The organism is Sinimarinibacterium flocculans (assembly GCF_003201205.1).
GTDB classification, from domain to species: domain Bacteria; phylum Pseudomonadota; class Gammaproteobacteria; order Nevskiales; family Nevskiaceae; genus Solimonas; species Solimonas flocculans.
The window spans coordinates 116,177-142,841 of sequence record NZ_QICN01000003.1 but is presented as its reverse complement, the minus strand read 5'-3'; the positions used below and the strand labels follow the sequence as shown (position 1 = coordinate 142,841).

Annotated in this window: 27 protein-coding genes and 1 other RNA gene; 17 read left to right on the top strand and 11 right to left on the bottom strand. The window is 69.5% G+C overall.

Translation table 11 applies throughout. From position 1 onward, the window contains the following. Positions 1–63: 63 nt before the first annotated feature. Entirely contained in the window at positions 64–1,275 is a 1,212-nt protein-coding gene (locus C8D93_RS07155) for an argininosuccinate synthase (RefSeq protein WP_110264488.1), read from the top strand. A gap of 81 nt (positions 1,276–1,356) precedes the next feature. On the opposite strand, the gene C8D93_RS07150 is transcribed toward C8D93_RS07155, so the two are convergent. After that, on the bottom strand, positions 1,357–2,208 hold the full coding sequence (locus tag C8D93_RS07150; RefSeq protein ID WP_110264487.1) for a mechanosensitive ion channel family protein: 852 nt from the start codon (positions 2,206–2,208) through the stop codon (positions 1,357–1,359). A gap of 185 nt (positions 2,209–2,393) precedes the next feature. Here C8D93_RS07150 and C8D93_RS07145 point away from each other — a divergent pair, with 185 nt between their 5' ends. Continuing rightward, a complete protein-coding gene (locus C8D93_RS07145) occupies positions 2,394–3,266 on the top strand; it encodes an alpha/beta fold hydrolase (protein ID WP_170123941.1) in 873 nt (290 codons plus the stop codon). Between the two features lie 197 nt (positions 3,267–3,463). Here the strand turns inward: C8D93_RS07145 and lptB are convergent, their stop codons facing one another. From lptB to C8D93_RS07110, 7 genes are read right to left on the bottom strand one after another with little or no spacing between them, the layout of a single operon-like run. Further along, positions 3,464–4,195: an LPS export ABC transporter ATP-binding protein gene (gene lptB / locus C8D93_RS07140; protein ID WP_110264485.1), complete on the bottom strand. Its 732-nt coding sequence runs from the start codon at positions 4,193–4,195 to the stop codon at positions 3,464–3,466. Then, complete coding sequence (locus C8D93_RS07135) at positions 4,192–4,803, bottom strand: LptA/OstA family protein (RefSeq protein ID WP_170123940.1); 612 nt, start codon at positions 4,801–4,803, stop codon at positions 4,192–4,194. Before C8D93_RS07135 ends, lptB begins: the two co-directional genes overlap by 4 nt. Beyond that, positions 4,787–5,356: an LPS export ABC transporter periplasmic protein LptC gene (gene lptC, locus C8D93_RS07130; protein WP_110264483.1), complete on the bottom strand. Its 570-nt coding sequence runs from the start codon at positions 5,354–5,356 to the stop codon at positions 4,787–4,789. The genes C8D93_RS07135 and lptC overlap by 17 nt, the downstream gene beginning before the upstream one ends. Further along, positions 5,353–5,871: a KdsC family phosphatase gene (locus C8D93_RS07125; protein WP_110264482.1), complete on the bottom strand. Its 519-nt coding sequence runs from the start codon at positions 5,869–5,871 to the stop codon at positions 5,353–5,355. The genes lptC and C8D93_RS07125 overlap by 4 nt, the downstream gene beginning before the upstream one ends. Positions 5,872–5,873: 2 nt before the next feature. Beyond that, complete coding sequence (locus C8D93_RS07120; protein ID WP_110264481.1) at positions 5,874–6,845, bottom strand: KpsF/GutQ family sugar-phosphate isomerase; 972 nt, start codon at positions 6,843–6,845, stop codon at positions 5,874–5,876. Between the two features lie 12 nt (positions 6,846–6,857). After that, on the bottom strand, positions 6,858–7,829 hold the full coding sequence (locus C8D93_RS07115; RefSeq protein ID WP_110264480.1) for a calcium/sodium antiporter: 972 nt from the start codon (positions 7,827–7,829) through the stop codon (positions 6,858–6,860). 53 nt (positions 7,830–7,882) lie between these two features. Further along, entirely contained in the window at positions 7,883–9,307 is a 1,425-nt protein-coding gene (locus tag C8D93_RS07110; protein ID WP_110264479.1) for a cryptochrome/photolyase family protein, read from the bottom strand. Between the two features lie 77 nt (positions 9,308–9,384). Between C8D93_RS07110 and C8D93_RS07105 the strand changes: the two genes are divergently transcribed. From C8D93_RS07105 to hisD, 7 genes are all read left to right on the top strand, one after another. Next, entirely contained in the window at positions 9,385–10,308 is a 924-nt protein-coding gene (locus C8D93_RS07105; RefSeq protein ID WP_110264478.1) for an ABC transporter ATP-binding protein, read from the top strand. Then, positions 10,305–11,072 carry an ABC transporter permease gene (locus tag C8D93_RS07100; protein ID WP_110264477.1) on the top strand — a complete coding sequence of 256 codons (768 nt, stop codon included), beginning with the start codon at positions 10,305–10,307 and terminating at the stop codon, positions 11,070–11,072. Before C8D93_RS07105 ends, C8D93_RS07100 begins: the two co-directional genes overlap by 4 nt. 2 nt (positions 11,073–11,074) lie before the next feature. Further along, on the top strand, positions 11,075–11,293 hold the full coding sequence (locus tag C8D93_RS07095) for a BolA family protein (RefSeq protein ID WP_110264476.1): 219 nt from the start codon (positions 11,075–11,077) through the stop codon (positions 11,291–11,293). A 100-nt stretch (positions 11,294–11,393) separates the two neighbouring features. Further along, positions 11,394–12,659, top strand: coding sequence for a UDP-N-acetylglucosamine 1-carboxyvinyltransferase (gene murA, locus C8D93_RS07090; RefSeq protein ID WP_110264475.1), 1,266 nt, complete (start codon positions 11,394–11,396; stop codon positions 12,657–12,659). A gap of 14 nt (positions 12,660–12,673) precedes the next feature. Then, positions 12,674–13,420: an NYN domain-containing protein gene (locus C8D93_RS07085; protein WP_110264474.1), complete on the top strand. Its 747-nt coding sequence runs from the start codon at positions 12,674–12,676 to the stop codon at positions 13,418–13,420. 56 nt (positions 13,421–13,476) lie between these two features. Further along, positions 13,477–14,103: an ATP phosphoribosyltransferase gene (gene hisG, locus C8D93_RS07080; RefSeq protein WP_110264473.1), complete on the top strand. Its 627-nt coding sequence runs from the start codon at positions 13,477–13,479 to the stop codon at positions 14,101–14,103. Beyond that, a complete protein-coding gene (gene hisD / locus C8D93_RS07075; RefSeq protein ID WP_110264472.1) occupies positions 14,100–15,395 on the top strand; it encodes a histidinol dehydrogenase in 1,296 nt (431 codons plus the stop codon). Before hisG ends, hisD begins: the two co-directional genes overlap by 4 nt. A 25-nt stretch (positions 15,396–15,420) precedes the next feature. Here the strand turns inward: hisD and C8D93_RS07070 are convergent, their stop codons facing one another. Genes C8D93_RS07070 through C8D93_RS07060 form a run of 3 tightly spaced genes read right to left on the bottom strand, consistent with a single transcriptional unit; the run spans position 15,421 to position 18,339 of the window. Then, positions 15,421–17,121 carry a hypothetical protein gene (locus C8D93_RS07070; protein ID WP_110264471.1) on the bottom strand — a complete coding sequence of 567 codons (1,701 nt, stop codon included), beginning with the start codon at positions 17,119–17,121 and terminating at the stop codon, positions 15,421–15,423. Positions 17,122–17,131: 10 nt separating this feature from the next. After that, positions 17,132–17,908 (bottom strand): ABC transporter substrate-binding protein, encoded by a 777-nt coding sequence (locus C8D93_RS07065; protein WP_245903844.1) that lies wholly within the window; start codon positions 17,906–17,908, stop codon positions 17,132–17,134. Then, a complete protein-coding gene (locus C8D93_RS07060) occupies positions 17,905–18,339 on the bottom strand; it encodes an SRPBCC family protein (protein WP_110264470.1) in 435 nt (144 codons plus the stop codon). Before C8D93_RS07060 ends, C8D93_RS07065 begins: the two co-directional genes overlap by 4 nt. 69 nt (positions 18,340–18,408) lie before the next feature. On the opposite strand from C8D93_RS07060, the gene rnpB reads away from it, so the two are divergent. The 8 genes from rnpB to mraY all read left to right on the top strand — a co-directional run bounded on the left by rnpB (position 18,409) and on the right by mraY (position 26,603). Beyond that, positions 18,409–18,803, top strand: an RNA gene (gene rnpB, locus C8D93_RS07055) — RNase P RNA component class A. Positions 18,804–19,115: 312 nt separating this feature from the next. Further along, positions 19,116–19,556, top strand: coding sequence for a division/cell wall cluster transcriptional repressor MraZ (gene mraZ / locus C8D93_RS07050; protein WP_110264469.1), 441 nt, complete (start codon positions 19,116–19,118; stop codon positions 19,554–19,556). A gap of 9 nt (positions 19,557–19,565) precedes the next feature. Beyond that, entirely contained in the window at positions 19,566–20,525 is a 960-nt protein-coding gene (gene rsmH, locus C8D93_RS07045) for a 16S rRNA (cytosine(1402)-N(4))-methyltransferase RsmH (RefSeq protein ID WP_110264468.1), read from the top strand. Then, positions 20,522–20,794 carry a cell division protein FtsL gene (gene ftsL / locus C8D93_RS07040; protein ID WP_110264467.1) on the top strand — a complete coding sequence of 91 codons (273 nt, stop codon included), beginning with the start codon at positions 20,522–20,524 and terminating at the stop codon, positions 20,792–20,794. The genes rsmH and ftsL overlap by 4 nt, the downstream gene beginning before the upstream one ends. Positions 20,795–20,834: 40 nt before the next feature. Continuing rightward, a complete protein-coding gene (locus C8D93_RS07035) occupies positions 20,835–22,595 on the top strand; it encodes a peptidoglycan D,D-transpeptidase FtsI family protein (protein ID WP_110264466.1) in 1,761 nt (586 codons plus the stop codon). After that, positions 22,592–24,160, top strand: a complete 1,569-nt coding sequence (locus tag C8D93_RS07030) for a UDP-N-acetylmuramoyl-L-alanyl-D-glutamate--2,6-diaminopimelate ligase (protein WP_245903843.1) — start codon at positions 22,592–22,594, stop codon at positions 24,158–24,160. The genes C8D93_RS07035 and C8D93_RS07030 overlap by 4 nt, the downstream gene beginning before the upstream one ends. Next, positions 24,157–25,518 carry a UDP-N-acetylmuramoyl-tripeptide--D-alanyl-D-alanine ligase gene (locus tag C8D93_RS07025; RefSeq protein ID WP_110264465.1) on the top strand — a complete coding sequence of 454 codons (1,362 nt, stop codon included), beginning with the start codon at positions 24,157–24,159 and terminating at the stop codon, positions 25,516–25,518. The genes C8D93_RS07030 and C8D93_RS07025 overlap by 4 nt, the downstream gene beginning before the upstream one ends. Further along, complete coding sequence (mraY, locus tag C8D93_RS07020; protein ID WP_110264464.1) at positions 25,518–26,603, top strand: phospho-N-acetylmuramoyl-pentapeptide-transferase; 1,086 nt, start codon at positions 25,518–25,520, stop codon at positions 26,601–26,603. Before C8D93_RS07025 ends, mraY begins: the two co-directional genes overlap by 1 nt. Positions 26,604–26,665 lie beyond the last annotated feature (62 nt).

Here is a 26,665-nt window from a genome sequence, read left to right as displayed (position 1 = left end):
CAGGCTGGGCGGCAGCGGCGCGTATAATGCGCGCCCCGCTGTACCACCCCGCGAGCTTTCCTCATGAGTCAACCGCGCAAGATCGCGCTCGCCTATTCCGGCGGCCTCGATACCTCCGTGATCCTCAAGTGGCTTCAGGACGTCTACGACGCCGAGGTCGTGACCTTCACCGCCGACATCGGGCAGGGCGAGGAGCTCGATCACGTGCGTCCGAAGGCGCAGCAGTTCGGCGTGAAGGAGATCTTCATCGACGACCTGCGCGAGGAGTTCGTTCGCGACTTCGTCTTCCCGATGTTCCGCGCCAATGCGATCTATGAAGGCGAATACCTGCTCGGCACCTCGATCGCGCGTCCGCTGATCGCCAAGCGCCTGGTCGAGATCGCGCGCGCAACCGGTTGCGATGCGATCGCCCACGGCGCCACCGGCAAGGGCAACGACCAGGTGCGCTTCGAGCTGGGCGCCTACGCGCTATGGCCAGAGGCCAAGGTCATCGCGCCGTGGCGCGAATGGGACCTGAATTCGCGCGAGAAGCTGCTGGCCTATGCCGCGCAGCACGGCATTCCGATCGCCAAGAAGAAGGACGGCGGGTCGCCGTACTCGATGGACGCCAATGCCCTGCACATCAGCTACGAGGGCGGCGGCCTGGAGGACCCGTGGTGGTGCCCGCCGGACGACATCTGGCGCCTCACGGTGAACCCGGAGGATGCGCCGAACGAGGCGGAGCTGATCACCGTCGAATTCGAGCGCGGCGATGCGGTGGCCGTCAACGGCGAGCGCATGACGCCTTACGCGGTGCTCGACACGCTCAACCGTCTGGCCGGCAAGCACGGCATCGGCCGCCTCGACATCGTCGAGAACCGCTACGTCGGCATCAAGTCGCGTGGCTGCTACGAAACGCCGGGCGGCACGATCCTGCTCAAGGCACACCGTGCGATCGAGTCGCTGTGCCTCGACCGCGAGCAGGTGCACCTGAAGGACGAGATCATGCCGCGCTACGCCAAGCTGATCTACAACGGCTACTGGTTCAGTCCGGAACGCCGCGCCCTGCAGGCGCTGATCGACGACACCCAGGAAAAGGTGAACGGCGAGGTGCGCCTGAAGCTGCTCAAGGGCAACGTCTACAACGCCGGCCGCCGGTCGAAGGACTCGCTGTTCGACGCCACGCTGTCGACCTTCGAGGACGATCGCGGCGCGTACAACCAGAAGGACGCCGAGGGCTTCATTCGCCTCAACGGCCTGCGGCTGCGCACCGGCGCGAAGCGCGACCAGCGCTGAGCCCGAACCGCCGCGCCCGGCCTCGCCGGGCATGCATGAAAAAGCCCGCGCCGAAACGCGGGCTTTCTCTTGCGCGCCGAACTAGGCGGCGCGCTTGGGCAGCAGGTCCGCGAGTCCCTCGATGTGCAGGCTGCGCTGCGGGAACGGAATCTCGATGCCGTTCTCGTCGAAGGCGAGCTTGATGCGCTCGGTCGTGTCGCACAGCGTCGTCCACCAGTCCGGCGAGTTGACCCAGAAGCGCACCGCGAAGTTGACCGAGTTGTCGGCCAGTTCCTTGACCTGGATCGTCGGTGCCGGCTCCGGCAGCTTGCGCGTCTCCTCGTCGATCAGCTGCTGCAGCACTGCCCTGGCCTTGCGCAGGTCCGAGCCGTAGCCGATGCCGACGGTCAGGTCGATGCGCCGCGTCGGCATCGCGCTGAAATTGGTGATGGTGTTGGTGGTGATGTTCGAGTTCGGGACGTAGACGAGCTGGTTGTCGAGTGTCCGCAGGATCGTGTGCACGATCTTGGTCTCCTCGACGATGCCCATCGTGCCGCCGATGTTGACGAAGTCGCCGCGCTTGAACGGGCGGAACAGGATCAGGATCACACCGGCCGCGAAGGACGACAGCTGTCCCTGCAGCGCGAGGCCGACGGCCAGCGCGGCGCCGCCGAGAATGGCCACGGCGGAGGTCGTTTCGACGCCGAGCTGGCCGAGCGCCGCGATGATGACCACGGCCAGCGCCAGTCCGTAAAGCACCGTGCCGAGAAAGCTCGCGAGCGTCTCGTCCATCTTGGCGCGCATCATCGCCGCGCGTACGACGCGCACCAGCGCGGCGGCGACCCATTTGCCGATGAAGAAGACGGCGAGCGCCGCCACCACGTGACCGAGGATCGGCAGGCCGATCTCCAGCCAGCTTTCCGGGTTCTTGAGTTCTTCGAGGGAAAGTTTCATTGCAGCCTCCTTGTGAGGTGATCTTCAGGGGGCGTCGCGGGGCGACAGGTCACGCGCGGCCAGGCGTGCTTACGCAGGTGCGGTGCAGGCGGATGCGCGAGCGCGAAAGGGGCGGCATTATCGCACAGGGGTCGCGCCGGACCGGATGCCGGCCCTGCAAACCCATCTCCGGACGAGGCAGGCGCATGGCATTGGCGGACGACATCGGCAGGGCGCGGGTGGGCGATGTCGAGCTCGCATATCTGGCATGCGGCGACGGTCCGCTGGTGCTCTGCGTGCACGGTTTTCCGGACACGGCCCACAGCTTCACGCCGGTGATGCAAGGTCTCGCCGCGTCCGGCTACCGCGCCGTGGCGCCGTTCCTGCGCGGCTATGCCCCGAGCGGGCTGGCGGCGGACGGCGACTACCGGCTGACGACGGTGGCGGACGATCTGATCGGACTGATCGGCGCCCTGGGCGAGCGGCAGGCATTTGTCGTGGGGCACGACTGGGGGGCGGCGGCGAGCTACGTCGCCGCGGCGCGTGCGCCGGACCGCGTCCGTGCCATCGTCACCGCCGCCGTGCCGCACCTGCGGCGCTTCCTGCTGCGTCCGACGCTGCGCCAGCTGGCCCGTTCGCGCTACATGGCCTACTTCCAGCTCCGGCGCATCCCCGAGGCGCGCATCGTGCGCGACGATTTCGCCTGGCTGCGGGCCTTGATCCGGCGCTGGTCGCCCGGATGGGACTGCACCGATGCCGACCTGGCGCCGGTGTTCGCGACGCTGTCGCAACCGGCGCACTGCTCGGCGGCGTTGGCCTACTACCGGGCGCTGCCCCGTGCGCTTGCCGACCGCGAGGCCTGGCGGCTGCTGTTCGCTCCGCTCCCGGTGCCGGCGAAGGTGATCTGCGGCGCCGATGACGGCTGCATCGGCGTGGAGATGTTCGAGGATCAGGCGCGGTACTTCGGCGCCGGCTTCGAGCTCGTCCGCTTCGACGGTGCCGGGCATTTCATGCACTGCGAGCAACCCCAGCGCTTCGCCGACGAGGTGATCAGCTTCCTGTCGCAGTGCCGTCAGTGAAATGCCCCGCCACTCGCGGTCGCTTGCATCCCCGCTGCGCGGCGATGTCTTACCTTGAGCTGACGCCAGTCAGCTCGCGGCCGGGCCATCGCCCTGCGCGCTGCTCGTGTCGGTACTTCATGCATTGCGAGCAACCCCAGCGTTTCGCCGACGAGGTGATCGGATTCCTGTCGCAGCAGCGCCGCTGAGGCGGAGCGCTACAGCTTGAACGAATCGCCGAGGTAGACCTTGCGCACGGTCTCGTCGTGCAGCAGCGCATCCGGCTTGCCGTCGGCGATCACGCGGCCTTCGGCGAGGATGTAGGCACGGCAGCAGATGCCGAGCGTCTCGCGCACGTTGTGGTCGGTGATCAGCACGCCGATGCCGCGCTCGCTGAGCTGGCGCACGATGCCCTGGATATCGCCGACGGCGATCGGATCGACGCCGGCAAAGGGCTCGTCGAGCAGGATGAAGTGGGGATTCGCGGCCAGTGCGCGGGCGATCTCGACGCGCCGCCGTTCGCCGCCGGACAGGGCCTGTCCCTCGGCGTCGCGGATGTGCGCGATGTGCAGTTCCTCGAGCAGGCGTTCGAGCTCGCGCTTGCGCTCGGGTCGCTTGAGGTCGTCGCGCAGCTCGAGGATGGCCTTGATGTTGTCCTCGACCGACAGCGTGCGGAACACGCTGGCTTCCTGCGGCAGGTAGCCGATGCCCAGCCGTGCGCGCGCGTGCATCGGCAGACGCGTGATGTCGCGGCCGTTGAGTTCGATGCGCCCGCTGTCGGCCGCGATCAGGCCGACGATCATGTAGAACGAGGTGGTCTTGCCGGCGCCGTTGGGGCCGAGCAGGCCGACGATCTCTCCGGCTTCGATGCGCAGCGAGACCTCGCGCACCACCGTGCGCTTCTTGAAGCGCTTGACCAGCGCGTCGGCGCGCAGCGTGGAGACGCTCACGGAGAGGGTTCCCCGGTGGGGACAGGTGTGCGTGCGGGCGCAGGCGAGGGTGTAACCGCGCCGTCGTCGCGGGCCGGCGGCTGGATCACGATGCGCACCTGGCCGCCGCTGCCGCCGCTGGCGCGCACGCGGCGTTCCGCGACGACGTAGTCGATCCGCTCGCCTTCGACCTCGTCGCCGCCGCGCAGCAGCCGGGCCTGGCCCTGAAGCTGGATCACGCCGGTGCGCGAGTCGTAGTCGATGCGCTGGCCTTCGGCGGTGACGTTCTGGCCGGCGACGCCCTGCGCGCCCGCGCGCGCGCGGTGATCGAGCCGCGCCGGCGTGCCCAGTATCCGCGCGTCGAAGCTGCCGTCGGCGTGCTGCATCACGGTCATGCTCTGACCGGTGAGCCGCAGGGTGTCCGATTCGAGAGCGACGTTGCCTTCGTAGCGCATCTCGCCGCCGTCGATCCACTCGCCGCGGTCGGCGGTCAGCGTGACCGGGCCGCTCGGGCGCAGCGCCTGGGCGTCGTCGACGGCCGCGGGTTGCTGCGCCTGCGTCGCGAACGCCGCCAGCATCAGCAGGGCAGCGATCCGGGAGGCGCGCGGGCGGTCAGTCGCGCAGGACATGACGGACTCGTACGGCATCGAGGAACTCGACGTGACGACCGGTCCAGTCGCCGCGCATGCCGGTGGCCTCGAGCGTGCTGCCGGCGGCGGTGCGGGCTTCGACGGGATCGTCGGTCTTGAGCGTGCGCTCGGTCCAGTCGACCCACAGCGAAGGCGTCTGCAGGTCGATGCTGCCGTCGGGCGCGCGGACGCCGTGGACGTCGACGAGCGGCTGCAGCTTCAGCCGCGTCTCACCGGCCGGCACGTGGCCACGGTCGGCTTCGAGCTGCCAGCGTCCGGCCTCGGCGTAGGTGTCGAAGCGCACGCTGTCGAGCTGCATCGACGCGTCGTCGAAATAGTCGATGTTGGCGGCCGCCAGCACGAAGATCGGTGCGCCGGTGTCGTCGTAGCGGCGCCAGCGCGCGTCCTCGAGGTGATAGCGCGGGCGCTGTTCGACCAGCTCCTCGCGCAGGTCGGTCGGGGCCTGGAAGCCCTTGAACGCGAGCCAGCCGGCCAGCAGCGCCAGCGCCCCGAGCAGGGGCAGCCACAGGTTGCCGCGATCGCTGCTGCTCATCGTGGCAGGCGGTCCTGGGCGGCGAGGATCAGGTCGATGGCCTCGCGCACGGCGCCGCGACCGCCGTCGTGCCGGCTGATCCAGTGCGCGACGGCCCGCGCGCTGTCGTGCGCGTCGGCGACGGTCATCGCCAGGCCGACCCGGCGCAGCAGCGGCACGTCCGGCACGTCGTCGCCGATGTGCGCGCATTGCGCGTCAGTCAGGCCCATGGCGTCGCGCATGCGCAGATAGGCCGGCTCCTTGTCCTCGGTGTCGAGCGCGATGTGGCGGATGCCCAGCCATTCGAGGCGCTTGCGCATCGCCTCTGAGGGGCGTCCGCTGATCACCGCGAGTTCCAGCCCCTGACGCAACGCCAGCTTGATGCCGTAGCCGTCGCGCACGAAGTTGGTCTTGGTCTCCTCGCCGTGCGGGCCGATGTACAGGTGGCCGTCGGTGAGCACGCCGTCGATGTCGAGGAACAGGCAGCGGATGTCGCGGGCGCGCGTGTCGACCTGATCGCGGGGGAGCACGCTCATCTTCAGACGACTCCCGCGCGCAGCAGATCGTGCATGTGCACGACGCCGACGAGGGTGCCGTGCTCGTCCCGGACCAGCAGGCTCGTGATCTTGTGCTGTTCCATCATCGCCACCGCCTCGGCGGCGAGCTGCTGCGGTCCGATGGACTTGCCGCCCGGGGTCATCACCTCGCGGATCGGCGCGCTGCGCACGTCGACCCCGGCGTCGAGGACGCGACGCAGATCGCCGTCGGTGAACACGCCGACGACGCCGCCGGCCGCATCGACCACGGCGGTCATGCCCAGTCCCTTGCGCGTCATCTCGAGCAGGGCCTCGGACAGGCTGGCGTTCTCGGGAACCGTCGGCAGGCGGGCGCCGCCGTGCATCACGTCGGCGATCTTCAGCAGCAGGCGGCGGCCGAGCGAGCCGCCCGGATGCGACATCGCGAAGTCTTCCGGCGTGAAGCCGCGGGCCTCGAGCAAGGCGACGGCGAGGGCATCGCCCATCGCCAGCGTGGCCGTCGTGCTCGCGGTCGGCGCCAGGTTCAGCGGGCACGCCTCCATGGCCACAGATACATCGAGGTGGACCTCTGCAGACTGCGCCAGCGTCGAAGCCGGCTTGCCGGTCATCGCGATCATCGGCACCTGCAGGCGCTTGAGCAGTGGCAGCAGGGTGACGATCTCGGCCGTTTCGCCGGAGTAGGAGATGGCCAGCACCACGTCCAGGCGCGTGATCATGCCCAGGTCGCCGTGGCTGGCCTCGCCCGGGTGCACGAAGAACGCCGGCGAGCCGGTGGAGGCCAGCGTCGCCGCGATCTTGCCGCCGATGTGACCGGACTTGCCCATGCCGATGACGACGACGCGGCCGCGGCAGTCCAGCATCAGCCGGCAGGCCTGGGCGAAGCGCTCGTCGACGCGCGGCAGCAGGCCTGCGAGCGCGTCGCGCTCGATCTCGAGGGCGCGGCGGCCCAGAGCCTTGAGGGTATCGACGTCCAAAGCGGTCGTGCGTCAGGTGCTGGCGGTGAGCGCGAGTATAAGCGTGTAGCCGCCGTAGACCGTCAGCAGCAGGCCGCCTTCGACCCGCTGGATGCCCGGCGGTGCGCCGCGAAGGCCGACGGCCGTGGCCCAGAGCATCAGCATCAGGCCGACCATGACCGGCAGGTCGCGCGTCAGCAGCATCGGGTCCGGGATCGGCCCCGGGGCGATGAAGGCCGGCGCCAGCAGGATGAACAGGATGTTGAACAGGTTGGAGCCGAGGATGTTGCCGACGGCGAGGTCGTTCTCGCCCTTGAGCAGACCGGTGATGCTGGCCGCCAGCTCGGGCAGGCTGGTGCCGACGGCGACGATGGTCAGGCCGATGACCAGATCGGACACGCCGAACTCGCGGGCGATGTTGGCGGCACCCCAGACCAGCAGCTGCGAGGCGCCGACCAGCAGCGGCAGGCCGACGGCGATCCAGCCGATCGCGCGGCCGCTGCCGATCGCGGGCGGCATCTCGGCCTGCTGCTCCACCAGCAGCGGATCGTCGCCCTGGGTGCGCGCGGTGCGCAGCATCCACAGCAGCATCGCGACGAAGCCGGCGGCCAGCACGGCGCCGTCAATGCGCGTCAGCGCGCCGTCGATGACGAGCAGCACCAGTAGGACGCTGGCGGCGACGGTGATCGGGATCTCGCGGCGCAGGACGCCCGAGGTGACGGCGATCGGCCGCACGATCGCGCTGATGCCGATGACCAGCGCGACGTTGCAGATATTGGAGCCGACCGCGTTGCCGATGGCGATGCCGGAGGCGTCCTGCAGCGCCGCCAGCGTCGACACGGCGACCTCCGGCATCGAGGTGCCGAAGCCGATGATGACCATGCCGACGACGAGTGGCGAGATGCCGGCCGCACGGGCGAGCCCGGCTGCGCCGAAGATGAAGCGGTCCGCGGACCAGACGAGCAGGATCAGGCCGGCGACGACGGCGGCAGCGGACAGCAGCATGGGGGTGCCTGGTGAAACGGGGCGGCAAGCTTAGCAGGCCGGTCCCCGCGTTCTCAGCCGTCCTCGCGCATGCGGGCGAAGGCATCGAGCGCGCGCTGCCGGCTGGCCGCCAGGTCGACGATCGGCGCCGGATAGTCGCGCGGCGCGGCGTCGCGCATCGTCCATGGCGCGTGAACCGCCTTGTCCGGCAGGTGCGCCAGCTCCGGCACCCAGCGGCGGATATAGCGGCCGCCGGCATCGAACTTCTGCGACTGCAGCACCGGATTGAAGATGCGGAAGTACGGCGCGGCGTCGGCACCGCAGCCGGCGACCCACTGCCAGCCGAGCGTATTGCTGGCCAGGTCGGCATCGACCAGCGTGTCCCAGAACCAGCGAGCGCCCTGCTGCCAGGGGATCAGCAGGTTCTTGGTCAGCAGGGACGCGACGATCATGCGTACGCGGTTGTGCATCCAGCCGCTGGCCCAGAGCTCGCGCATGCCGGCGTCGACGATGGGGATGCCGGTACGGCCGCGCTGCCAGGCCTGCAGGTCGGCGGCGTGATCGCGATCGCGGCGCCACGGCATCGCGGCGAAGGCGGCGTTGAGGGGCTGGTCCGGTGTCTGCGGGAAATGGTGCAGCAGGTGGTGGGCGAACTCGCGCCAGCCCAGCTCACGCAGGAAGTGCTCGGCGTCGTGTTCGGGCAGATCGCCGCCGGCCTGCGCCCGCCGCACCGCCTGCAGCACTTGGCGCGGCCCGATCTCGCCGAAATGCAGATGCGGGGACAGCCGCGAGCAACCGTCATCGGCGGGGCGGTCGCGGGCGTCGCCGTAGCCGCGCAGGTCCTCGTCGAGAAAGCGTCGCAGGCGCCGGTAGGCCCCGGCTTCTCCGGGCTGCCAGGGGTCGTAGAAACCCTGGTCCCAGGCGATCGACGGGCGCAGCGCCAGGGTCTCGACGGCGATCCCGGCAGGCCATTGCCGTGGGCCGGGTATCCGCTCGGGTGCCGGGCTCACCGGGGCATCCGGCAGCCGCGCGGCCAGGGCGCGCCAGAACGGCGTGAACACGCGGTACGGGCCGCCGCTGCCGGTGGCGATCTGCCCGGGTTCGCTCCACAGGGCCGCGTTGTGGCTGCTCGTTTCGATCCCGTCCGATGCCAGCGCCGCTTCGATCCGTGCATCGCGGGCCGCGATGGCCGGCTCGTGGAGCCGGTTCCAGGCCACCGCGCCGGCGCTGGTCTCGCCGATCAGGGCCCGCAGGGTTTGGAGCGCCGGTCCGCTGCGCACGACCAGGCGGCTGCCGCGTCGGGCCAGGTCCTCGGCCAGCGCGGTGAGGCTGTGATGCAGCCAGGAGCGCGAAGCGGCCCCCGGCGCCCAGGGGTCTTCGGAGGCAGGGTCGTGGACATAGACCGGGATCACCGGCGTGCCGCGCTCGAGCGCGGCGATCAGTGCCGGGTTGTCGGTCAGTCGCAGGTCGCGGCGGAACCAGAGCAGGCAGGCGGTCATGGCGGGCTTCGGCTGTTCGGGGAGTATGTACGTGTCGGCCGGCGAACGGATGCGGCCGGCCCTATAATCCGCGCCCTATGACTGCGGCCCTCTCCATCGCCGGTGTCCGCAAATCCTACGGCCGTCTGGACGCCCTGCGCGGTATCGACCTGTCGGTCGCCGCGGGCGAGTTCTTCGGACTGCTCGGTCCCAACGGTGCCGGCAAATCGACGCTGATCAACATCATCGCCGGACTCGTGCGCATGAACGCCGGGCAGATCGCGGTCATGGGACACGACATCGTGCGCGATTTCCGCGCTGCGCGGCGCAGTCTGGGCGTCGTCCCGCAGGAGCTGGTGTTCGACCCGTTCTTCAACGTGCGCGACATGCTGCGCATCCAGGCCGGCTACTACGGGTGCGGACGCGAATCCTGGCCGTGGATCGACGAGATGCTCGAACGCCTCGACCTCGCCGACAAGGCCGGTACCTCGATGCGCGCGCTGTCCGGCGGCATGAAGCGCCGGGTGCTGATCGCACAGGCCCTGGTGCACCGGCCGCCGGTGGTCATCCTCGACGAGCCGACCGCCGGCGTCGACGTGGAACTGCGACGCACGCTGTGGCGCTTCATGACCGATCTGCACCGCAACGGCACGACGGTTGTGCTGACCACGCACTACCTGGAGGAGGCGCAGGAGCTGTGCGGGCGCATCGCGATCCTCGATCACGGCGCGCTGCAGGTCGTCGAGACCACGCGCGAGCTGCTCGCGCGCCACCCGTTCCGCTTCCTGCGGCTCAAGCTGGCGGACGGCGCGCAACTGCCCGAGGCGCTGCAGCCGCTGATCGCCGGCGAGGTCAATGGGGTGGTCGAACTCAAGCTGGAGACGGCGCGGCACCCGATCGGCAGCGTCTTCACCGCGCTGCGCGACGCCGGCGTGGCGATCGAAGACGTGCAGACGCGCGAGCCGGACCTCGAGGACATCTTCATCGACCTGACCGGCGAGCGTGCGGAGGCCCGTCCATGAGCCCGGACCGGATCGCGTTCGTCACGCTGCTGAAGAAGGAGATCAAGCGCTTCTGGAGCGTGCTCGGTCAGACCGTGACCGCGCCGGTGATCACGGCGATGCTCTACCTGCTGGTCTTCGCGCAGGCACTCAAGGACCGCGCCTCGGCCTACGAGGGCATCAGCTACACCGAGTTCCTGCTGCCGGGCCTGGTGATGATGACGGTGATCCAGAACGCCTTCGCCAACACCTCGTCGAGCCTGACCCAGTCCAAGGTCATGGGCAATCTGGTGTTCCTGCAGATGGCGCCGATCGGGCCGCTGGAATGGTTCGGTGCCTACGTGCTCGCCGCGCTGGTGCGCGTGTGTCTGGTCGCCGTGGCGATGCTGGCGGTGACGACGCTGTTCGTGCCGCTGCCGGTGGAAGCGCCGCTGGCGCTGCTGGCGGTGTTCCTGCTGTCCGGCGCCGGACTTGCCGCGGTCGGCATGATCGCCGGGATCGTCGCCGAGAAGTTCGATCACATCGCGGCGTTCACCAACTTCTTCATCATGCCGCTGTCGTTCCTGTCCGGCGTGTTCTACTCGGTACATGCGCTGCCGCCGCTGTGGTACCACGCCAGCCACTTCAATCCGTTCTTCTACATGATCGACGGATTCCGCTACGGCTTCTTCGGCCACGCCGACGTGCCGATCTGGCAGAGTCTGGCCTGGTGCGGCGGCTTCTTCGTCGTGGCGTCCGCGGTGTGCCTGTGGATGCTGGTGACCGGCTACAAGATCAAGAGGTGAGCATGGACAAGCACGAGATCAAGCAGCTGATCGAGGCCGGCCTGCCGGGAGCGGTGGCCACCGTGATCGGCGACGACGGCCAGCACTTCGAGGCCGAGGTGATCTGCGGCGAGTTCGCCGGCAAGGCGCCGCTGGCGCAGCACCGCATGGTCTATGCGACGCTCGGCGACCGCATGGGCCGCGACATCCACGCGCTCCAGCTGCGTACGCGCGCGAGCTGATCGCCACCGCGCCTGCATCCGAGCTCGCACCCAGGCCTGCACCGTATCTGCACGCCGGCGCGCTAGGCTGCGGCCCCGATCCTTCTTACCGACCCGAGTCATGGACAAGTTCGTCGTAGCCGGCAACGGCCCGCTCAACGGGGCGATCGAGGCCTCCGGCGCCAAGAACGCCGCGCTGCCGATCCTGTGTTCGGCGTTGCTGTCCGACGAGCCGCTGCACGTCACCAACGTGCCCAGGCTCTGGGACATCGCCACGACGCGCAAGCTGCTGGCGCAGATGGGCTGTACCGTCGAGCAGCCCGGCGCGCACGAGATGGTGGTCGACGCCCGGCCGATCACCACCTGTGTCGCGCCGTACGAACTGGTGCGCACGATGCGCGCGTCGATCCTCGTGCTCGGACCGCTGGTGGCCGCGCGCGGCGAGGCACACGTCTCGCTGCCCGGCGGCTGCGCGATCGGCGCGCGCCCGGTGAACCTGCACCTGATGGGTCTCGAAGCCATGGGCGCCGAGATCACGCTCGAAGGCGGCTTCATCCACGCAAAGGCCGGCAGGCTGCGCGGTGCGCGCATCGTCTTCGACACGGTGACCGTCACCGGCACCGAGAACCTGATGATGGCGGCGGTGCTCGCCGACGGCGAAACCGTCCTGGAGAACGCCGCACGCGAGCCCGAGGTCGTCGATCTCGCCCGCTGCCTGCGCGCGATGGGCGCGAAGATCGAAGGCGAGGGCACGACGACGATCCGCGTGCAGGGCGTAGCCAAGCTGCACGCGGCGACGCATCGCGTGCTGCCGGATCGCATCGAGACCGGCAGCTACCTGGTCGCGGCCGCCGTCACGCGCGGCCGCGTGCGCGTCGACAGGACCGACCCGGCGATGCTCGACGCGGTGCTGGTCAAGCTGCAGCAGGCGGGGGCGAAGATCGCCACCGGCACCGACTTCATCGAAGTCGACATGCAGGGCAGGCGTCCGGACGCGGTCAACATCCACACGATGCCGCACCCGGGATTCCCGACCGACATGCAGGCGCAGTTCATGACGCTGAACTGCGTCGCCGACGGCGTCGGCGTGATCAAGGAAACGATCTTCGAGAACCGCTTCATGCACGCGGTCGAGCTGATGCGTCTGGGCGCGGACATCCAGATCGAGGGCAACACCGCGGTCGTCACCGGCCGCGAGCGCCTGCAGGCGGCGCCGATCATGGCGACCGACCTGCGCGCCTCGGCATCGCTGGTGATCGCCGCACTTGCCGCCGACGGCGAGACCTTCATCGACCGCATCTACCACATGGATCGCGGCTACGAGGACATCGAAGGCAAGCTCTCGGCGCTGGGTGCGAAGATCAAACGGGTATCCAAGCTGATCTGACCAGGAGAACCGGCATGGCCGAACCGACCCGAAAGCTCGCGGTGCTGATCGATGCCGACAATACGCAGCCGGGCATCGCCGAGGCCCTGCTCGCCGAGATCGCCAAGTACGGCGTCGCCAGCGTCAAACGCATCTATGGCGACTGGACGCTGCCCAACCTCAAGGGCTGGAAGGAAATGCTCGCCGAGCACGCAATCCAGCCGGTGCAACAGTTCCGCTACACCACCGGCAAGAACGCGACCGATGGCCGCATGATCATCGACGCCATGGATCTGCTCTACACCGAGCGCTTCGACGGCTTCTGCCTAGTCTCCAGCGACAGCGATTTCACCGGTCTTGCCTCGCGCCTGCGCGAGTCCGGCATGACGGTCTTCGGTTTCGGCGAGCGCAAGACGCCGGGTTCGCTGGTGTCGGCCTGCGACAAGTTCGTCTATCTCGACGTGTTGCGCGAATCCGCGTCCGACGAGGCCGAGGCGCGTCCGAAACCCAAGCCGGCGGCCACGCTCAAGCAGGACGCCAAGCTGGTGCGCCTGCTGCGCGAGGCGGTGGATGCGGCCAGCGACGACGAGGGCTGGGCGGGTCTGGGCGCCGTGGGCAGCCTGATCAGCAAGCAGGCGCCCGACTTCGACTCGCGCAACTACGGTTTCAAGAAGCTCAGCGAACTGGTCGTCGCGACCGCACTGTTCGAGATTGACGAGCGCAAGTCCGCGGACGGCAAGCAGAAAACCCTGTATCTCCGCGACAAGCGCAGGAAGAACTGAGCCGGCACCGCTACAATCACGCCCCCATCCGCCGTCCCCGTTCGCGCGCTGCCGCCATGACTGCGCTGACCATCGCCCTGTCCAAGGGCCGCATTCTCGAGGAGAGCCTGCCGCTGCTGGCCAAGCTCGGCCTCGATCCTGCGGGCGACATCGATCGCCTGCTGCGCGTGCCGTCGCGCGACAAGGCGGTGTCGCTGCTGATCGTGCGCCCGGCCGACGTGCCGACCTATGTCGAGCATGGCGCGGCCGATCTGGGCATCGTCGGCAAGGACGTGCTGATGGAGCACGGCGGCGCGGCGCTGTACGAGCCGCTGGACCTCGGTATCGCACGCTGCCGGCTGTCGGTGGCCGCGAAGAAGGATGGGCCGCGTCCGGACGGGGTGCAGCGCCTGCGCATCGCCACCAAGTACCCGGCGATCACGCGCCGGCATTTCGCGGCCAAGGGCGAGCAGGTCGAGATCATCAAGCTCTACGGCTCGATGGAGCTGGCGCCCCTGGTCGGCCTTGCCGACCTGATCGTCGACCTGGTGGCGACCGGCGGTACGCTCAAGGCCAACGGCCTGGTCGAGATTGAAACGATCTGCCAGGTGACCTCGCGCATGGTCGTCAACAAGGCGGCGATGAAGATGAAGCACGCGGCGATCCAGTCGCTGCTGGCGCGCGTCGCCGCGCTGGTGAAGTGATGCAGGTTCACCGCCTCGACACCCGCGACGCGGACTTCGATGCTCGACTCGACGCGCTGCTCGATCGTGCCCCGGAAGCCGGCGCCGAGGTCGTGCGCGCGGTGGACCAGATCATCGCCGACGTGCGCCAGCGCGGAGACGCGGCGCTCGTCGAGCTGACGAACCGCTTCGACCGCCGCACGCTGACGTCCGCGGCGGAACTGAGCGTTCCGCGCGAGACGCGCCAACACGCCTGGGATGCGCTCGACCCGGCGCTGCGCGACGCGCTTGAGCAGGCGGCGACGCGCATCCGCGCCTATGCCGAGCACCAGAAGCTGCAGGGCTTCGAGTTCACCGACGGGCTCGGCAACCGTCTCGGCCAGCAGGTCACGCCGCTCGATCGTGTCGGGCTCTACGTGCCCGGCGGCAAGGCGGCCTATCCGTCGTCGGTACTGATGAACGCGATTCCGGCGCGGGTTGCCGGTGTCGACGAGATCGTCATGGTCGTGCCCGCGCCGGGCGGCGAACTGAACCCGGTCGTGCTCGCGGCCGCGCACCTGGCCGGTGTCGATCGCGTGTTCACGCTCGGCGGGGCGCAGGCGGTGGCTGCGCTGGCCTACGGCACGCAGACGATTCCCTCGGTCGACAAGATCGTCGGGCCCGGCAACGCCTTCGTTGCGGCCGCCAAGCGCGCGGTGTTCGGCAAGGTCGGCATCGACTCGATCGCCGGACCGTCGGAAATCGTCGTCATCAGCGACGGGGCGTCCGATCCGCGCTGGATCGCGATGGACCTGTTCTCCCAGGCCGAGCACGGCGAGGATTCCGAGTCGATCCTGATCTCGACCGACGCGGCCTTTCTCGATCGCGTCGCCGCGGCGATGGACGAGCGGGTCGCCACGCTGCCGCGCGCCGGCATCGTCGAAGTCTCGATCCGCGAGCGCGGTGCGCTGATCCTGGTGCGCGATCTCGACGAGGCCTGCGCGGTCTCCAACCGCATCGCGCCGGAACATCTGGAGCTGGCGGTCGACGCGCCGCGGGCCTTGCTGCCGAAGATCCGCCACGCCGGCGCGATCTTCATCGGCCGCCACACCCCGGAGGCCTTCGGCGACTACTGCGCCGGTCCGAACCACGTACTGCCGACCTCGCGCGCCGCGCGCTTCTCGAATCCGCTCGGCGTCTACGAATTCCAGAAGCGCTCGAGTCTGATCGAATGCACGCCCGAGGGTGCGCGACCGCTGGCCGCGATCGCCGGTCGCATCGCCGACGCCGAAGGCCTGCAGGCACACGCCCAGTCCGCACGCGACCGCGCCTGAGCGCGGCCGCCGCGCGCAGCGCGGATCACGGCGGCAGGCACAACGGCGGGCTGCGACCGTCCTCCTGTTGCGCGAGCAGGATCGCGAGTGCGGTGCCCGGATCGGGCAGCGGCGGCTGCGTCGGGTCGTCCGTGAGTCCACCGCCGTCGCGTGTCAGCGACCAGCAGGCCTGCGCGATGTCGATGCGTCCGAGCGTGGCGTAGACCTCGGTTTCCAGCACGCGGCGTTCGCCGAAGTGGCGGGCGATGAACGCCTGCACGGCGGCCGGCTGCTGCGAACGGGCCGACCACAACGCGCGCGGCACCATCACCCCAGCGCGGTAGTAGCGCGGATAGTGGTCGAGCCCGCGCGCGCGCCGCTCCTGTCGCAGCCCGTCGGTGGTGTGCAGCTCCAGTTCCAGTGCGCTGCCGTCGATTTCGATGCGCAGGCTTGCCGGCGAGCAGTACGGATTGAAGTCGGGCAGTTCGGCCGCGTGTCCGTCGATGCGGCCCTCGTAGCGGAAGTCCTCGGGCAGGCCGCGGTGCGGTGGCGGCAGCGGCAGCATGCGGCCCTGCAACGGCTGTCCGGTGACGACGAAGCGCCAGTCGCCCTGGCTCATCTGCGCGAGATCCTTCTCCCAGTAGCCGTCGTTGCCGCCGGCGTCGCGTCCCTCGACGCGCATGACCCGATGCTCGGTGCCCGGAGATAGCTTGCGCAGGCTGATGCGATCGGTGATCGCGCCCGGAACGCGCGGGTGGCGCACCCACTGCGGCGGCGGCAACTGGATCTTCGGCGATGCCGCCGCGTCCTGGTCCTGCCAGCTGTAGTCGAGGAACACGGCATTGCCGCCGGAGACGTCGAACTCGTAGAGGCGCGTATGGATGTCGCCCTGTGCGGTCACGATCATCGCCGTCGAGCCGCTGCCGCTCAGGCCCGCCATGACCAGCGTGCCGCGGTCGGGACCACAGACCTCGCGGCTTTCGTCCATCGGCAGCCACGGATCGGTGTAGGTGATGCGCAGTCCGTCGCCACGCAGCTGGAAGACGTTGAGGATGCCGGCAGGCGTCTGCCGCCGCCCGCCACCGTCGACGAAGTACTCGTCGTCCGGAGCGGTGAGGTGGGTCGTCGCCCAGTCCCGCACGTCGTCGAACACCCAGCCGCCGAGGTCGAGCCAGAAGTGCGGCCCCCATCGGCGGGTCCAGCCGCCGGTTCCGAGTGCGCCGTTGGCGTAGTCCAGCGTATACATGCCGCGCCCGGCGTCCAGCGCAATCAGCACCGTACCGTCGGCGGAGATTTCCGAGACCTGGCCGTCCAGGCAGCGCGGGATGCGCAACTGGCGCCACGGTTCGTCGATACCGGTGACCTCACGGTTGGCCTTCACGTAGATGCGGCCGGCGTGCACGGCGTAGTAGTGACCGCCGTCGAAGGACTGCTGCCCGCCGCGCAGGTGCACGTCGCGCGGCAGCAGCGCGACGATCTCGGCCGGCGCCTCGGGGCCGCCGTCGAGCGGGCTGTAGCGTCCCGCGTCGAGCAGCGCCGGCGTCAGCAGGCCGGTGGTGCCGAGGTAGTCTTCCGGGCACAGCACATCGGGCACGGTGCGAATGCCGGGAAAGCGCGACGCGAGTGTCGGTGCGTCGCGCTGGGCCGGAGTCGTCGGTCCCGCGGGCGTGGTATCCGGCGGCGTCGAGGTGCCGCAGGCGGCGAGCAGCAGGCTGGCGCCGAGAATACGCAGGGACGGGCGTGGCATGGCAGAGCCCTCAGTGTGCCGGTGTGCGCGCATGGAAACGCTCGACCAGATCGCGCAGCGCGCGGTAGCCGTCGACCAGGCGCGGTCCCGGACGGCCGAGAAAGGCCTCCGATACGGCCTGCACGCGGGCCTCACGGATGGCGGCAACTTCCTGCCAGCCCTCGCGTCGCAGGACGACGTCGGCGCGGTAGTTCTCGACCTTCACGCCGCACCAGGACATGACGATCGCATCGGCAGCCGGCGGCGTTGGTGGCGTCGCCGTCGGGGCGTTGTGCGCGTCGAGTGCGTTGCGCGCACCGGCGCGTTCGATCAGGTCGTGTACCCAGGAGCGGCGTGCGGCGCCGATCACCGGCTTCGGCCACCATTCGACGAGCACGCGCGGCGCATCCGGTCGCGCCGGCCGGGCCGGCATCGCTGCTTCCATCCCTTCGACCAGCGCCGCGCCGCGCGCCGGCACGCCGAGTGCCGCGGCGACGTCGTGGATGCTGCGATAGACGTCGTGCAGCGAGTACGGTTCGATGACCAGGCAGCGCAGCCCCGCGTCGCGCAAGCCGTCGACGACGCGTTCGTGGCCGGGGACGGTCAGCGAGGTCAGCACGAGGTCCGGCGACAGTGCGCGCACGGCTTCGGTGTCCAGCGCGAGATCGCGACCGAGCTGCGGCAGCGCGCCGACGACCTCGGGCGGGAAGTCCGAGTCGCTGTCGACCGCGACCAGCAGGTCCGCGCAGCCGAGCGCGCAGACGATCTCGGTGTTCGAGCAGGTGTGCGAGACGACGCGCAGGCTCATGCCGCCTGTTCGAGCCGCGCGAGGACCTTCGGTGCGTTGAGATTCCAGGCCAGCTTCAGGCCGCGGGCGATGAGGCCGCCGGTCAGCGGGATCTTCGGCTCGAAGCGGATCACGTAGTCGACGACGGTCGCGCCACGGTCGTCGCGAAAGTCGATCGTGCCGCGATGGGCGCGGATCGGGCTGCCACGGGTGATCGCGTACTCGATGCGGGCATTCTTGTCGAAAGTCACGATGGTCTCGTCGAAGGACAGCAGACCCGGCCCGATGCGACGGACCGACCCCAGCCCGTTGGGCTCTTCCTGTCCGTCGACGATCCGTCGGCAGCGCCCGCCCATCAACCTGATGAAACGCTCGTGGTCGGCGAAGAACGCGAAGACGCGGTCGACCGGCGCACGCACGCGCACGTGCTGACGAATCTGCTGCTGCGACATCGAAACCCCCTCAAGAAACCTGAACGAGTCGCGCACTCTACCCAATCGCGATCGGCGATAATGCCGCCGGGAGTCGGCCGGGCAGCCGCCGCCGCAGCAATGCGGGGGAGGAAAGTCCGGGCTCCGCAGGGCAGGGTGCCAGGTAACGCCTGGGCGGCGCGAGCCGACGGAAAGTGCAACAGAGAGCAGACCGCCGATGGCCCCGACACGACGTGTCAGGGCACAGGCAAGGGTGAAACGGTGCGGTAAGAGCGCACCGCGAGTCCGGCAACGGACCGGCACGGCAAACCCCACCTGGAGCAAGACCAAATAGGGAAGGTGTACGGCTCGTCCGTACGACGCGTGGCCCGCGTGCCTTCCGGGTAGGTTGCTGGAGCGCGGCGGTGACGCCGCGCCTAGAGGAATGGCTGCCGTGGGCGCGCAAGCGTCCGGCACAGAACCCGGCTTACAGGCCGGCTCCCACCTTTCTCGTCGCGTCCGCCGGTCGTCGCATTTGTGATGATGTATATGCTTTAGTTATTTTGTCTTCTTGAAGAGCACACCTCGCGGGTCGATCGGGGCCGATACCCGGCCACGACCGCAGGTAATACATCAACAACACCTTTTAATCCCTTGTTTTTTATGTATTTCGTCCGATCGTTCAGCGGTTGGTCATAAGCCTCTGTTTTGGCGGGATTTTTGTCGGCTCGCTGTCTTGCGGGTGGACAGGTGGTGGCGTATAGTTCCCACGAAGTGGTGGAAAGTGGGAGAAAGTGGGGTAAGACCCTGCGTCAGTCATGTTCAAGGGCGTGCATCACCTGGCGGTGGACGACAAGGGTCGCCTGGCGATCCCGGCGCGTTATCGCCTGGCGCTCGCCGAACAGTGCGATTCGCAGCTGGTGATCACGGTCGGCCCGAACCCCTGCCTGGAGATCTACCCGCTGCCCGAGTTCGAGCGCATCGTCCGCGACATCCAGGCGATGGAAGATCGCGAACAGGCCGAGACGCTCAAGCAATGGTTCGTCGGCTTCGCGGCCGACACCGAGATCGACAAGCAGGGTCGCGTGCTGCTGCCGCCGATGCTGCGCAAGCGCGTCCAGCTCGATGGCGCGGCGGTGCTGATGGGCCAGGACAGCCGCTTCGACCTGTGGGCGGCCACGGAATGGGAGCAGCGTTTCGGCGAAGCCGTCGATCGCATGCCGGCGTTGCAGTCGGCATTCCGGACCATCCGGCGGTGAGGCGCGGCGATGCCATTCGATATCGCGCCCGCACTGCATCGCGACTGGGCTGATCGGACCGTGGATCTGCACCGGCCGGTGATGCTCGACGAAGCGCTGGCCGGACTGGGCCTGCGTTCTGGTGCCCCCCTGACGAATCCGGTCTTCGTGGACGCCACTTTCGGTCGCGGCGGCCACAGTCGCGCGATCCTCGATGGCATCGGCGGCAACGGGATGCTGCATGCGCTCGACCAGGATCCGCAGGCCGTCGCCCACGCCCGCGAGGCGTTCGCGGACGTCGGCAACTTCGCGATCCATCACCGCAACTTCGCCGGCATCGCGGCGTTTGCCCAGGAGATCGGCATCGCCGGTCGCGTCGACGGTGTGCTGATGGACCTGGGCGTGTCGTCGCCGCAGCTCGACGATGCCGCGCGCGGTTTCAGCTTCTCCAAGGACGGCCCGCTGGACATGCGCATGAATCCGCAGGCCGGCGAGTCGGCCGCGCAATGGCTGGCGCGGGCGCAGGAGGCCGAGATCGCCGACGTCCTCTGGCGCTTCGGCGAGGAGCGCAACAGCCGGCGCATCGCGCGCCGCATCGTCGAGACGCGCAAGACGGCGCCGATCGAGACGACCGCGCAGCTCGCGGCACTGATTGCATCGGTGCCGGGCCCGCGCAGCCGCAAGATCCACCCGGCCACGCGCAGCTTCCAGGCGATCCGCATCCATATCAACCGCGAGCTCGAGGTGCTGACCGCAGCGCTCGATGCGGCGATCGACGTCCTGGCGCCCGGCGGACGGCTGGTGGTGATCAGCTTCCATTCGCTCGAGGACCGCATCGTCAAGCACCGCCTGCGCGACGATGCCCGCAGCGAGACGCCGCGGGTGCGCCTGCTCGGCAAGCAGTTCCCGGGCGATGACGAGCGTGCGACCAACCCGCGCGCGCGCAGCGCGGTCCTGCGCATCGCGCAGCGGCTCGGGGAGCAGCCATGAAGTCCGGCGTCCTGCTGCTGCCGCTGGCGCTGATCGTCGCCGTCTTCGTCTCCGCGCTCGCCGTCGTGCGGACCAAGCACGAGAACCGCGCACTGGTGGCCGAGATCGAAAACCTGCGCCAGGAGCACGAGCGCCTTGAGATGGAATGGGCGCAGCTCCAGCTCGAGGAGGCGACACTCGCGCACAACAACCGCGTCGACAAGATCGCGCGCGAGCAACTCGGCATGACCGAGCCGCGCGACTACGTCATCGTCGGGAGCGGGCCGTGAGCGCGCTGCACGTCCCCCGCCTCCGGCCGGGAGCGATCCGGTGACCGCCGTCCGTCATCCCGTCGCCGAGCCGGTCGGCAGCTGGCGCCGCAGCTTCGTCATCGGGGCGATGGCGATCGGCGCCTTCATCGTCTTCGGGCGCGCGTTCCAGTTGCAGGTTCTGGAGCGCGATTTTCTGACGCGCGAGGGCAACAAGCGCCACATCCGCACGATGACGATTCCGGCGCATCGCGGCGCGATCCTCGACCGCCGCGGCGAGCCGCTGGCGCTGTCGGCGCCGGTGGAGACGATCTGGGTCGTGCCTTCGGCGTTGCTCGACTCACCGCCGCATCTGACGGCGCTGGCGAAGATGCTCGACCGCCGGCCGTCGGAACTCGAACGGTTCCTCAAGGCGCGCGCCGATCGCAAGTTCGTCTACGTCAGCGATCCGCTGTCGCCGGCCGACGCCAAGCGCATCCTGTCGCTCGGGGCGCCCGGCGTGTTCTCCGAGCCGTCATACGCGCGCTATTACCCGGCAGGCGAGATCGCCGGTCAGCTCGTCGGCTTCACCGGACGCGAGGGCACCGGGCTCGAAGGTATCGAGAAGGCGCAGGAGACGGTGCTCGCCGGCCACGACGGCGAGCGGCGCGTGATCCGCGACCGCACCGGGCGCGTCGTCGAGGACAACCTGGAGTTCCGGGCGGCGCAGTCCGGCGAGGACGTGCGGCTGACGATCGACCTGCGCATCCAGTATCTCGCCTACCGCGAACTGAAGAACGCGGTGGCCGAGCACAAGGCACGCGGCGGCGTCATCGTCGTCGCCGACAGCGCCACCGGCGACGTGCTTGCCATCGCCGCGCAGCCCGGGTTCAACCCCAACAATTCCGGCGAGCGCATGTCCAAGGGCGCGCGCAATCGCGCGATCATCGACTCGTTCGAGCCGGGCTCCACGGTCAAGCCGCTGCTGGTCGCGCAGGCGCTGGAGCTCGGCATCTTCCAGCCGTCGAGCATCATCGACACCCGCCCGGGCACCTACAAGGTCGGCGCGCTCACCGTGCGCGACGTGCATCCCCAGGGCATCGTCGACATGACCAAGCTGCTCAGCAAGTCGAGCAACGTCGGTGCGGCGAAGATCGGCATGACGCTGGGGCCCGAGGCGGTGTGGTCCGGCTACCAGCGCTTCGGCCTCGGCGAGGCGATGTACACGGGCTTTCCCGGCGAGGTGAACCCGGTCCTGCGGCATTTCACCGACTGGGGCCAGATCGCGACCGCGACGGCGTCCTACGGTTACGGTTTCTCGCTGTCGGCGATGCACCTGCTGCGCGCTTACGCGGCGCTGGCCAACGACGGGCTGATGCCGCAGATCAAGCTGGTGCGCGGCGGGCTGCCGATGCCGCCGCAGCGGGCGGTGTCGGCGACCACCGCCAGGGAAGTGCGGCGCATGCTCGAGCAGGTGGTCACGCCGCAGGGCACTGCGCGTCGCGCCGCGATCAGCGGCTATCGCGTCGCCGGCAAGACCGGCACCGTGCGCAAGGTCGCGGATACCGGTGGCTACGACGGCAACCGCCACCAGTCGCTGTTCGTCGGCATGGTGCCCGCCGAGCGTCCGCGACTGGTAGGGCTGGTGATGATCGACGAGCCGGGCGCCGAGGGCTACTACGGCGGGCTCGTCGCGGCACCGGTGTTCTCGCGGGTCATGCAGGATGCGGCGCGGCTGCTGCAGATCTCCCCGGAAGGCACGGATGCGCCGGAGCTGGCGCCGGCGGTGCCGCGCACGGTGGCCCTTCCGCTCGGTGCCAACGTCGCGGGGCCGCGCTCGTGAGCCGGTCCGCCACGACGCAGACGGCCGGTCAGGCCGGCCGGGGGATGGCCGGGGCGCCCGGCAATGCGCAGCGCTCGCTGCAGGCGCTGCTCGCCGACTTCGGCGTGCCCGCGCCGGACGTGGAGGTTGCCGGCGTCGAGACGGACTCGCGTCGCGTATCGCCCGGCGACCTGTTCCTGGCCTGCAGCGGTCGCGGCACGCACGGGCTCGCGCATCTCGATCAGGCGATCGAGCGCGGAGCGGCGGCGGTGGCCTGGGAACCGGCGGCCGGCTGGTCGCAGCCGCAGGTGGACGTGCCGGAGATCGCGGTGCCGCGCTTGTCGGCGCGCGCCGGCGAGATCGCGGCGCGGTTCTTCAACCGGCCGTCGCAGCGCATGTTCTGCACCGGCGTCACCGGCACCGACGGCAAGACCTCGACGGCGTATCTGGTCGCGCAGGCGCTCGACGGATTGGGCCTGCCCTGTGCGTACATCGGCACCATCGGCAGCGGCCGCGTCGGCGCATTGGAGGCATCGACGCACACGACGCCCGACGCGGTCAGCCTGCAGCGGCGAGTCGCCACGCTGCGCGACGAGGGGGCGCAGGCGCTGGCGATGGAGGTGTCGTCCCATGCGCTCGACCAGTCGCGCATCGCCGGCATGCACTTCGACGTCGCCGTCCTCACCAACATCACGCGCGATCATCTCGACTACCACGGCACCGTCGAGGCCTACGCGGCAGCCAAGCGTCGCCTCTTCGAGCTGCCGGACCTGACGGCGGTGGTGCTCAACCGCGACGACGCGCACGGCGCGGCCTGGACGACGGCGCTCGAGACGCGCGCGCAACGGATCGCCTACGGGCTGGACGGCCCGGTGCCGGCGGGCGACGCCCACGTGATCGGGCGCGAACTGCGCCTCGGGGCGGACGGCATCGAAATGGCGCTCGACACGAGCTGGGGCAGCGCCACGCTGCGCAGCCGACTGCTCGGGCGCTTCAACGCCTACAACCTGATGGCGACACTTGGCGTGCTGCTGGCGCGCGGCGCGGCGCTGAAGACGGCCGTCGATGCCCTGGCGCAGGTGCAGACGGTGCCGGGTCGCATCGAGGCCTTTCGCGGCCCGGCCGCGGCACCGCTGATCGTGGTCGACTACGCGCACACGCCCGAGGCCCTGCGCCAGATCCTTTCCGCGGTCCGCGCGCATGCGCGCGGACGCCTGTACTGCGTCTTCGGCTGCGGCGGCGATCGCGATCGCGGCAAGCGCCCATTGATGGGGGCCGCCGCTGCGTCGCTGGCTGACCACCTGATCGTCACCGACGACAATCCGCGCAGCGAGTCGCCGCAGGCCATCGTCGAGGAGATCCTGGCCGGGATTCCGGACGCGATGCGCGACGCGGTGCGCGTGATCCACGACCGCGCCGAGGCGGTCCGTTGCGCCGTCGAGGAGGCCGGTGCGGCCGACGTCGTCGTCGTCGCCGGCAAGGGCCACGAGCAGACGCAGACCTATGGCAGCGAGGTCCGGGCGTTCAGCGACCGCGCACTTGCCGCGCGGCTGACCGGCGTGGCCGTGCCGGGGGGCGCCGCATGATGGCGCTCGGCGAACTCGCGGGCCTGCTCGGCGGAGAGCTGCGCAATGGCGACGCGGCCTTCGACGGCGTGACGATCGACAGCCGCACGATCGCCGGTGGCGAACTGTTCGTCGCCCTGCGCGGCGAGCGTCACGATGCCCACGATTTCCTCGCGCAGGTCCGGTCGGCGGGCGCGGCCGCGGCGATGGTGTCGCGGTGGTGCGACGTGGCACTGCCGCAACTGCGGGTCGACGACACGCTGGATGGACTACAACGCCTGTCGGCGCACTGGCGGACGCGCTTCACATCGCCGGTGGTTGCGGTGACCGGCAGCAACGGCAAGACCACGACCAAGCAGATGCTGGCGGCGGTCTTCACCGCGCGCGGCCCGGTCCATGCGACCCGCGGCAATCTGAACAACCACATCGGCGTACCGCTGACGCTGCTCGGTTTGCGCGCCGAGCACCGGACCGCCGTGATCGAGATGGGCGCGAACCATGCCGGCGAGATCGCGACTCTGGCGGCGCTTGCGCGTCCCGACGTCGGCGTCGTCACCCAGGCCGGCGACGCCCACCTCGAGGGTTTCGGTTCGCGCGAGGGTGTCGCGCATGCCAAGGGCGAACTGTTCGCGGCACTCGGCGATGCCGGTGTTGCAGTGATCAACGCCGACGACCGCTATGCATCGCTGTGGCGGGGGCTGGCCTCGCGGGTGTCGCGGATCGAGTTCGGTATCGACGCCGAAGCCGACGTGCGCGCGCAGCAGATTGAGCCGTCGGGCGACGGTGCCGGCAGTCGCTTCGTCCTACTGACGCCGTCCGGACGCGCGACGGTGCGTCTGATGCTGCCGGGCCGGCACAACGTGATGAATGCGCTGGCGGCAGCCGCCTGCGGCGTGGCCCTCGGTCTGGGCGCCGAGGACATCGCCCGCGGGCTGGCGGCGGTCGAACCTGCGGGCGGACGCCTGATCTGGAAGCGCACGCCCGAGGGCGCGCGCGTGCTCGACGACAGCTACAACGCCAACCCGGGTTCGCTGCGCGCCGCCATCGAGCTGCTGTCGCAGCTGCGCGCCCATCGCTGCCTCGTGCTCGGCGACATGGCCGAGCTCGGTGCCGAGGCGCCGCAACTGCATTTCGAGGCGGGGCGGCAAGCGCGGTCGCTCGGTGTCGAGCGGCTCTACGCGCTGGGGCGGCTCGCCGCCGAAGCGGCGCACGGGTTCGGACCCGGCGCCGAGGTCTTCGACGACGTGGCGGCGCTGACGGGTGCGCTGCGCGCCCGGCTCGACGCCGACACGGTGGTGCTGGTCAAGGGGTCGCGCTCGGCGCGAATGGAACGCGTGGTCGAGCAGCTGACCGGCGGGGCGCAAGGGGGCACACACTGATGCTGTACGAACTCGCGGAATTTCTTCAGCGGTACGTCAGCGGCTTCAACGTCTTTTCGTACCTGACGTTCCGCAGCGTGCTGGGCGTGCTGACCGCGCTCGCCTTCTCGTTCGCGTTCGGGCCGTGGATGATCGAGCGCCTTTACCGTTTCAAGTTCGGCCAGCCGGTGCGCGACGACGGGCCTGCCACGCATCTGAAGAAGACCGGCACGCCGACGATGGGCGGCGTGCTGATCCTGTGCGCGATCTCGGTGGCGACGCTGCTGTGGTCGGACCTCGGCAACCGCTTCGTCTGGTTTGCACTGATGGTGACGATCGCATTCGGCGCGGTCGGCTTCGCCGACGACTACATCAAGATCAAGCACAAGAACCCGAAGGGGCTGCCGGCGCGCAAGAAGTATTTCTGGCTGTCGCTGGCCGGGTTCGGCGTTTCCACGCTGATCTTCGCCACCGCGCGCGCGCCGATCGAGACCACGCTGATCTTCCCGTTCCTCAAGGACGTGTCGATCACGCTCGGCATCTTCTTCATCCCCTGGGCCTACCTCGTCATCGTCGGGGCCAGCAACGCGGTCAATCTCACCGATGGCCTCGACGGGCTGGCGATCATGCCGACCGTGCTGGTGGCGTCGGCGCTGGCGGTGTTCGCCTACGCCAGCGGCAATGCGGTGATCTCCCGCTACCTCGGCATTCCGTACATCGCCGGCGTCGGCGAGCTGGCGATCTTCTGCACGGCGATTGCCGGCGCCGGGCTCGGCTTCCTGTGGTTCAACGCCTACCCCGCGCAGGTGTTCATGGGCGATGTCGGCGCGCTGGCGCTGGGCGCGGCGCTCGGCGTCGTCGCGGTGCTGGTGCGTCAGGAGATCGTGCTGGCGATCATGGGCGGCGTGTTCGTGGCCGAGACCCTGTCGGTCGCGATCCAGGTGCTCTACTACAAGTACAGCGGCGGCAAGCGCATCTTCCGCATGGCACCGCTGCACCACCACTTCGAGCTCAAGGGCTGGCCCGAACCGAAGATCATCGTGCGCTTCTGGATCGTCACGCTGATCCTGGTGCTGGTCGGCCTGGCCTCGCTGAAGGTGCGGTGATGACGCCCGCTGCCTTCGCCTGTTTCCAGTCTCCGGCCTGCGGTCGCCGGATGGGGACGCCG

Excerpts from the sequence above, each read along its gene's own strand:
- C8D93_RS07155 (WP_110264488.1), top strand. The coding sequence starts at position 64 with ATGAGTCAACCGCGCAAGATCGCGCTCGCCTATTCCGGCGGCCTCGAT.
- C8D93_RS07150 (WP_110264487.1), bottom strand. The coding sequence starts at position 2,208 with ATGAAACTTTCCCTCGAAGAACTCAAGAACCCGGAAAGCTGGCTGGAG.
- C8D93_RS07145 (WP_170123941.1), top strand. The coding sequence starts at position 2,394 with ATGGCATTGGCGGACGACATCGGCAGGGCGCGGGTGGGCGATGTCGAG.
- C8D93_RS07135 (WP_170123940.1), bottom strand. The coding sequence starts at position 4,803 with ATGTCCTGCGCGACTGACCGCCCGCGCGCCTCCCGGATCGCTGCCCTG.
- lptC (WP_110264483.1), bottom strand. The coding sequence starts at position 5,356 with ATGAGCAGCAGCGATCGCGGCAACCTGTGGCTGCCCCTGCTCGGGGCG.
- C8D93_RS07125 (WP_110264482.1), bottom strand. The coding sequence starts at position 5,871 with ATGAGCGTGCTCCCCCGCGATCAGGTCGACACGCGCGCCCGCGACATC.
- C8D93_RS07115 (WP_110264480.1), bottom strand. The coding sequence starts at position 7,829 with ATGCTGCTGTCCGCTGCCGCCGTCGTCGCCGGCCTGATCCTGCTCGTC.
- C8D93_RS07110 (WP_110264479.1), bottom strand. The coding sequence starts at position 9,307 with ATGACCGCCTGCCTGCTCTGGTTCCGCCGCGACCTGCGACTGACCGAC.
- C8D93_RS07105 (WP_110264478.1), top strand. The coding sequence starts at position 9,385 with ATGACTGCGGCCCTCTCCATCGCCGGTGTCCGCAAATCCTACGGCCGT.
- C8D93_RS07100 (WP_110264477.1), top strand. The coding sequence starts at position 10,305 with ATGAGCCCGGACCGGATCGCGTTCGTCACGCTGCTGAAGAAGGAGATC.
- C8D93_RS07095 (WP_110264476.1), top strand. The coding sequence starts at position 11,075 with ATGGACAAGCACGAGATCAAGCAGCTGATCGAGGCCGGCCTGCCGGGA.
- murA (WP_110264475.1), top strand. The coding sequence starts at position 11,394 with ATGGACAAGTTCGTCGTAGCCGGCAACGGCCCGCTCAACGGGGCGATC.
- C8D93_RS07085 (WP_110264474.1), top strand. The coding sequence starts at position 12,674 with ATGGCCGAACCGACCCGAAAGCTCGCGGTGCTGATCGATGCCGACAAT.
- hisG (WP_110264473.1), top strand. The coding sequence starts at position 13,477 with ATGACTGCGCTGACCATCGCCCTGTCCAAGGGCCGCATTCTCGAGGAG.
- C8D93_RS07070 (WP_110264471.1), bottom strand. The coding sequence starts at position 17,121 with ATGCCACGCCCGTCCCTGCGTATTCTCGGCGCCAGCCTGCTGCTCGCC.
- C8D93_RS07065 (WP_245903844.1), bottom strand. The coding sequence starts at position 17,908 with ATGAGCCTGCGCGTCGTCTCGCACACCTGCTCGAACACCGAGATCGTC.
- C8D93_RS07060 (WP_110264470.1), bottom strand. The coding sequence starts at position 18,339 with ATGTCGCAGCAGCAGATTCGTCAGCACGTGCGCGTGCGTGCGCCGGTC.
- mraZ (WP_110264469.1), top strand. The coding sequence starts at position 19,116 with ATGTTCAAGGGCGTGCATCACCTGGCGGTGGACGACAAGGGTCGCCTG.
- rsmH (WP_110264468.1), top strand. The coding sequence starts at position 19,566 with ATGCCATTCGATATCGCGCCCGCACTGCATCGCGACTGGGCTGATCGG.
- ftsL (WP_110264467.1), top strand. The coding sequence starts at position 20,522 with ATGAAGTCCGGCGTCCTGCTGCTGCCGCTGGCGCTGATCGTCGCCGTC.
- C8D93_RS07025 (WP_110264465.1), top strand. The coding sequence starts at position 24,157 with ATGATGGCGCTCGGCGAACTCGCGGGCCTGCTCGGCGGAGAGCTGCGC.
- mraY (WP_110264464.1), top strand. The coding sequence starts at position 25,518 with ATGCTGTACGAACTCGCGGAATTTCTTCAGCGGTACGTCAGCGGCTTC.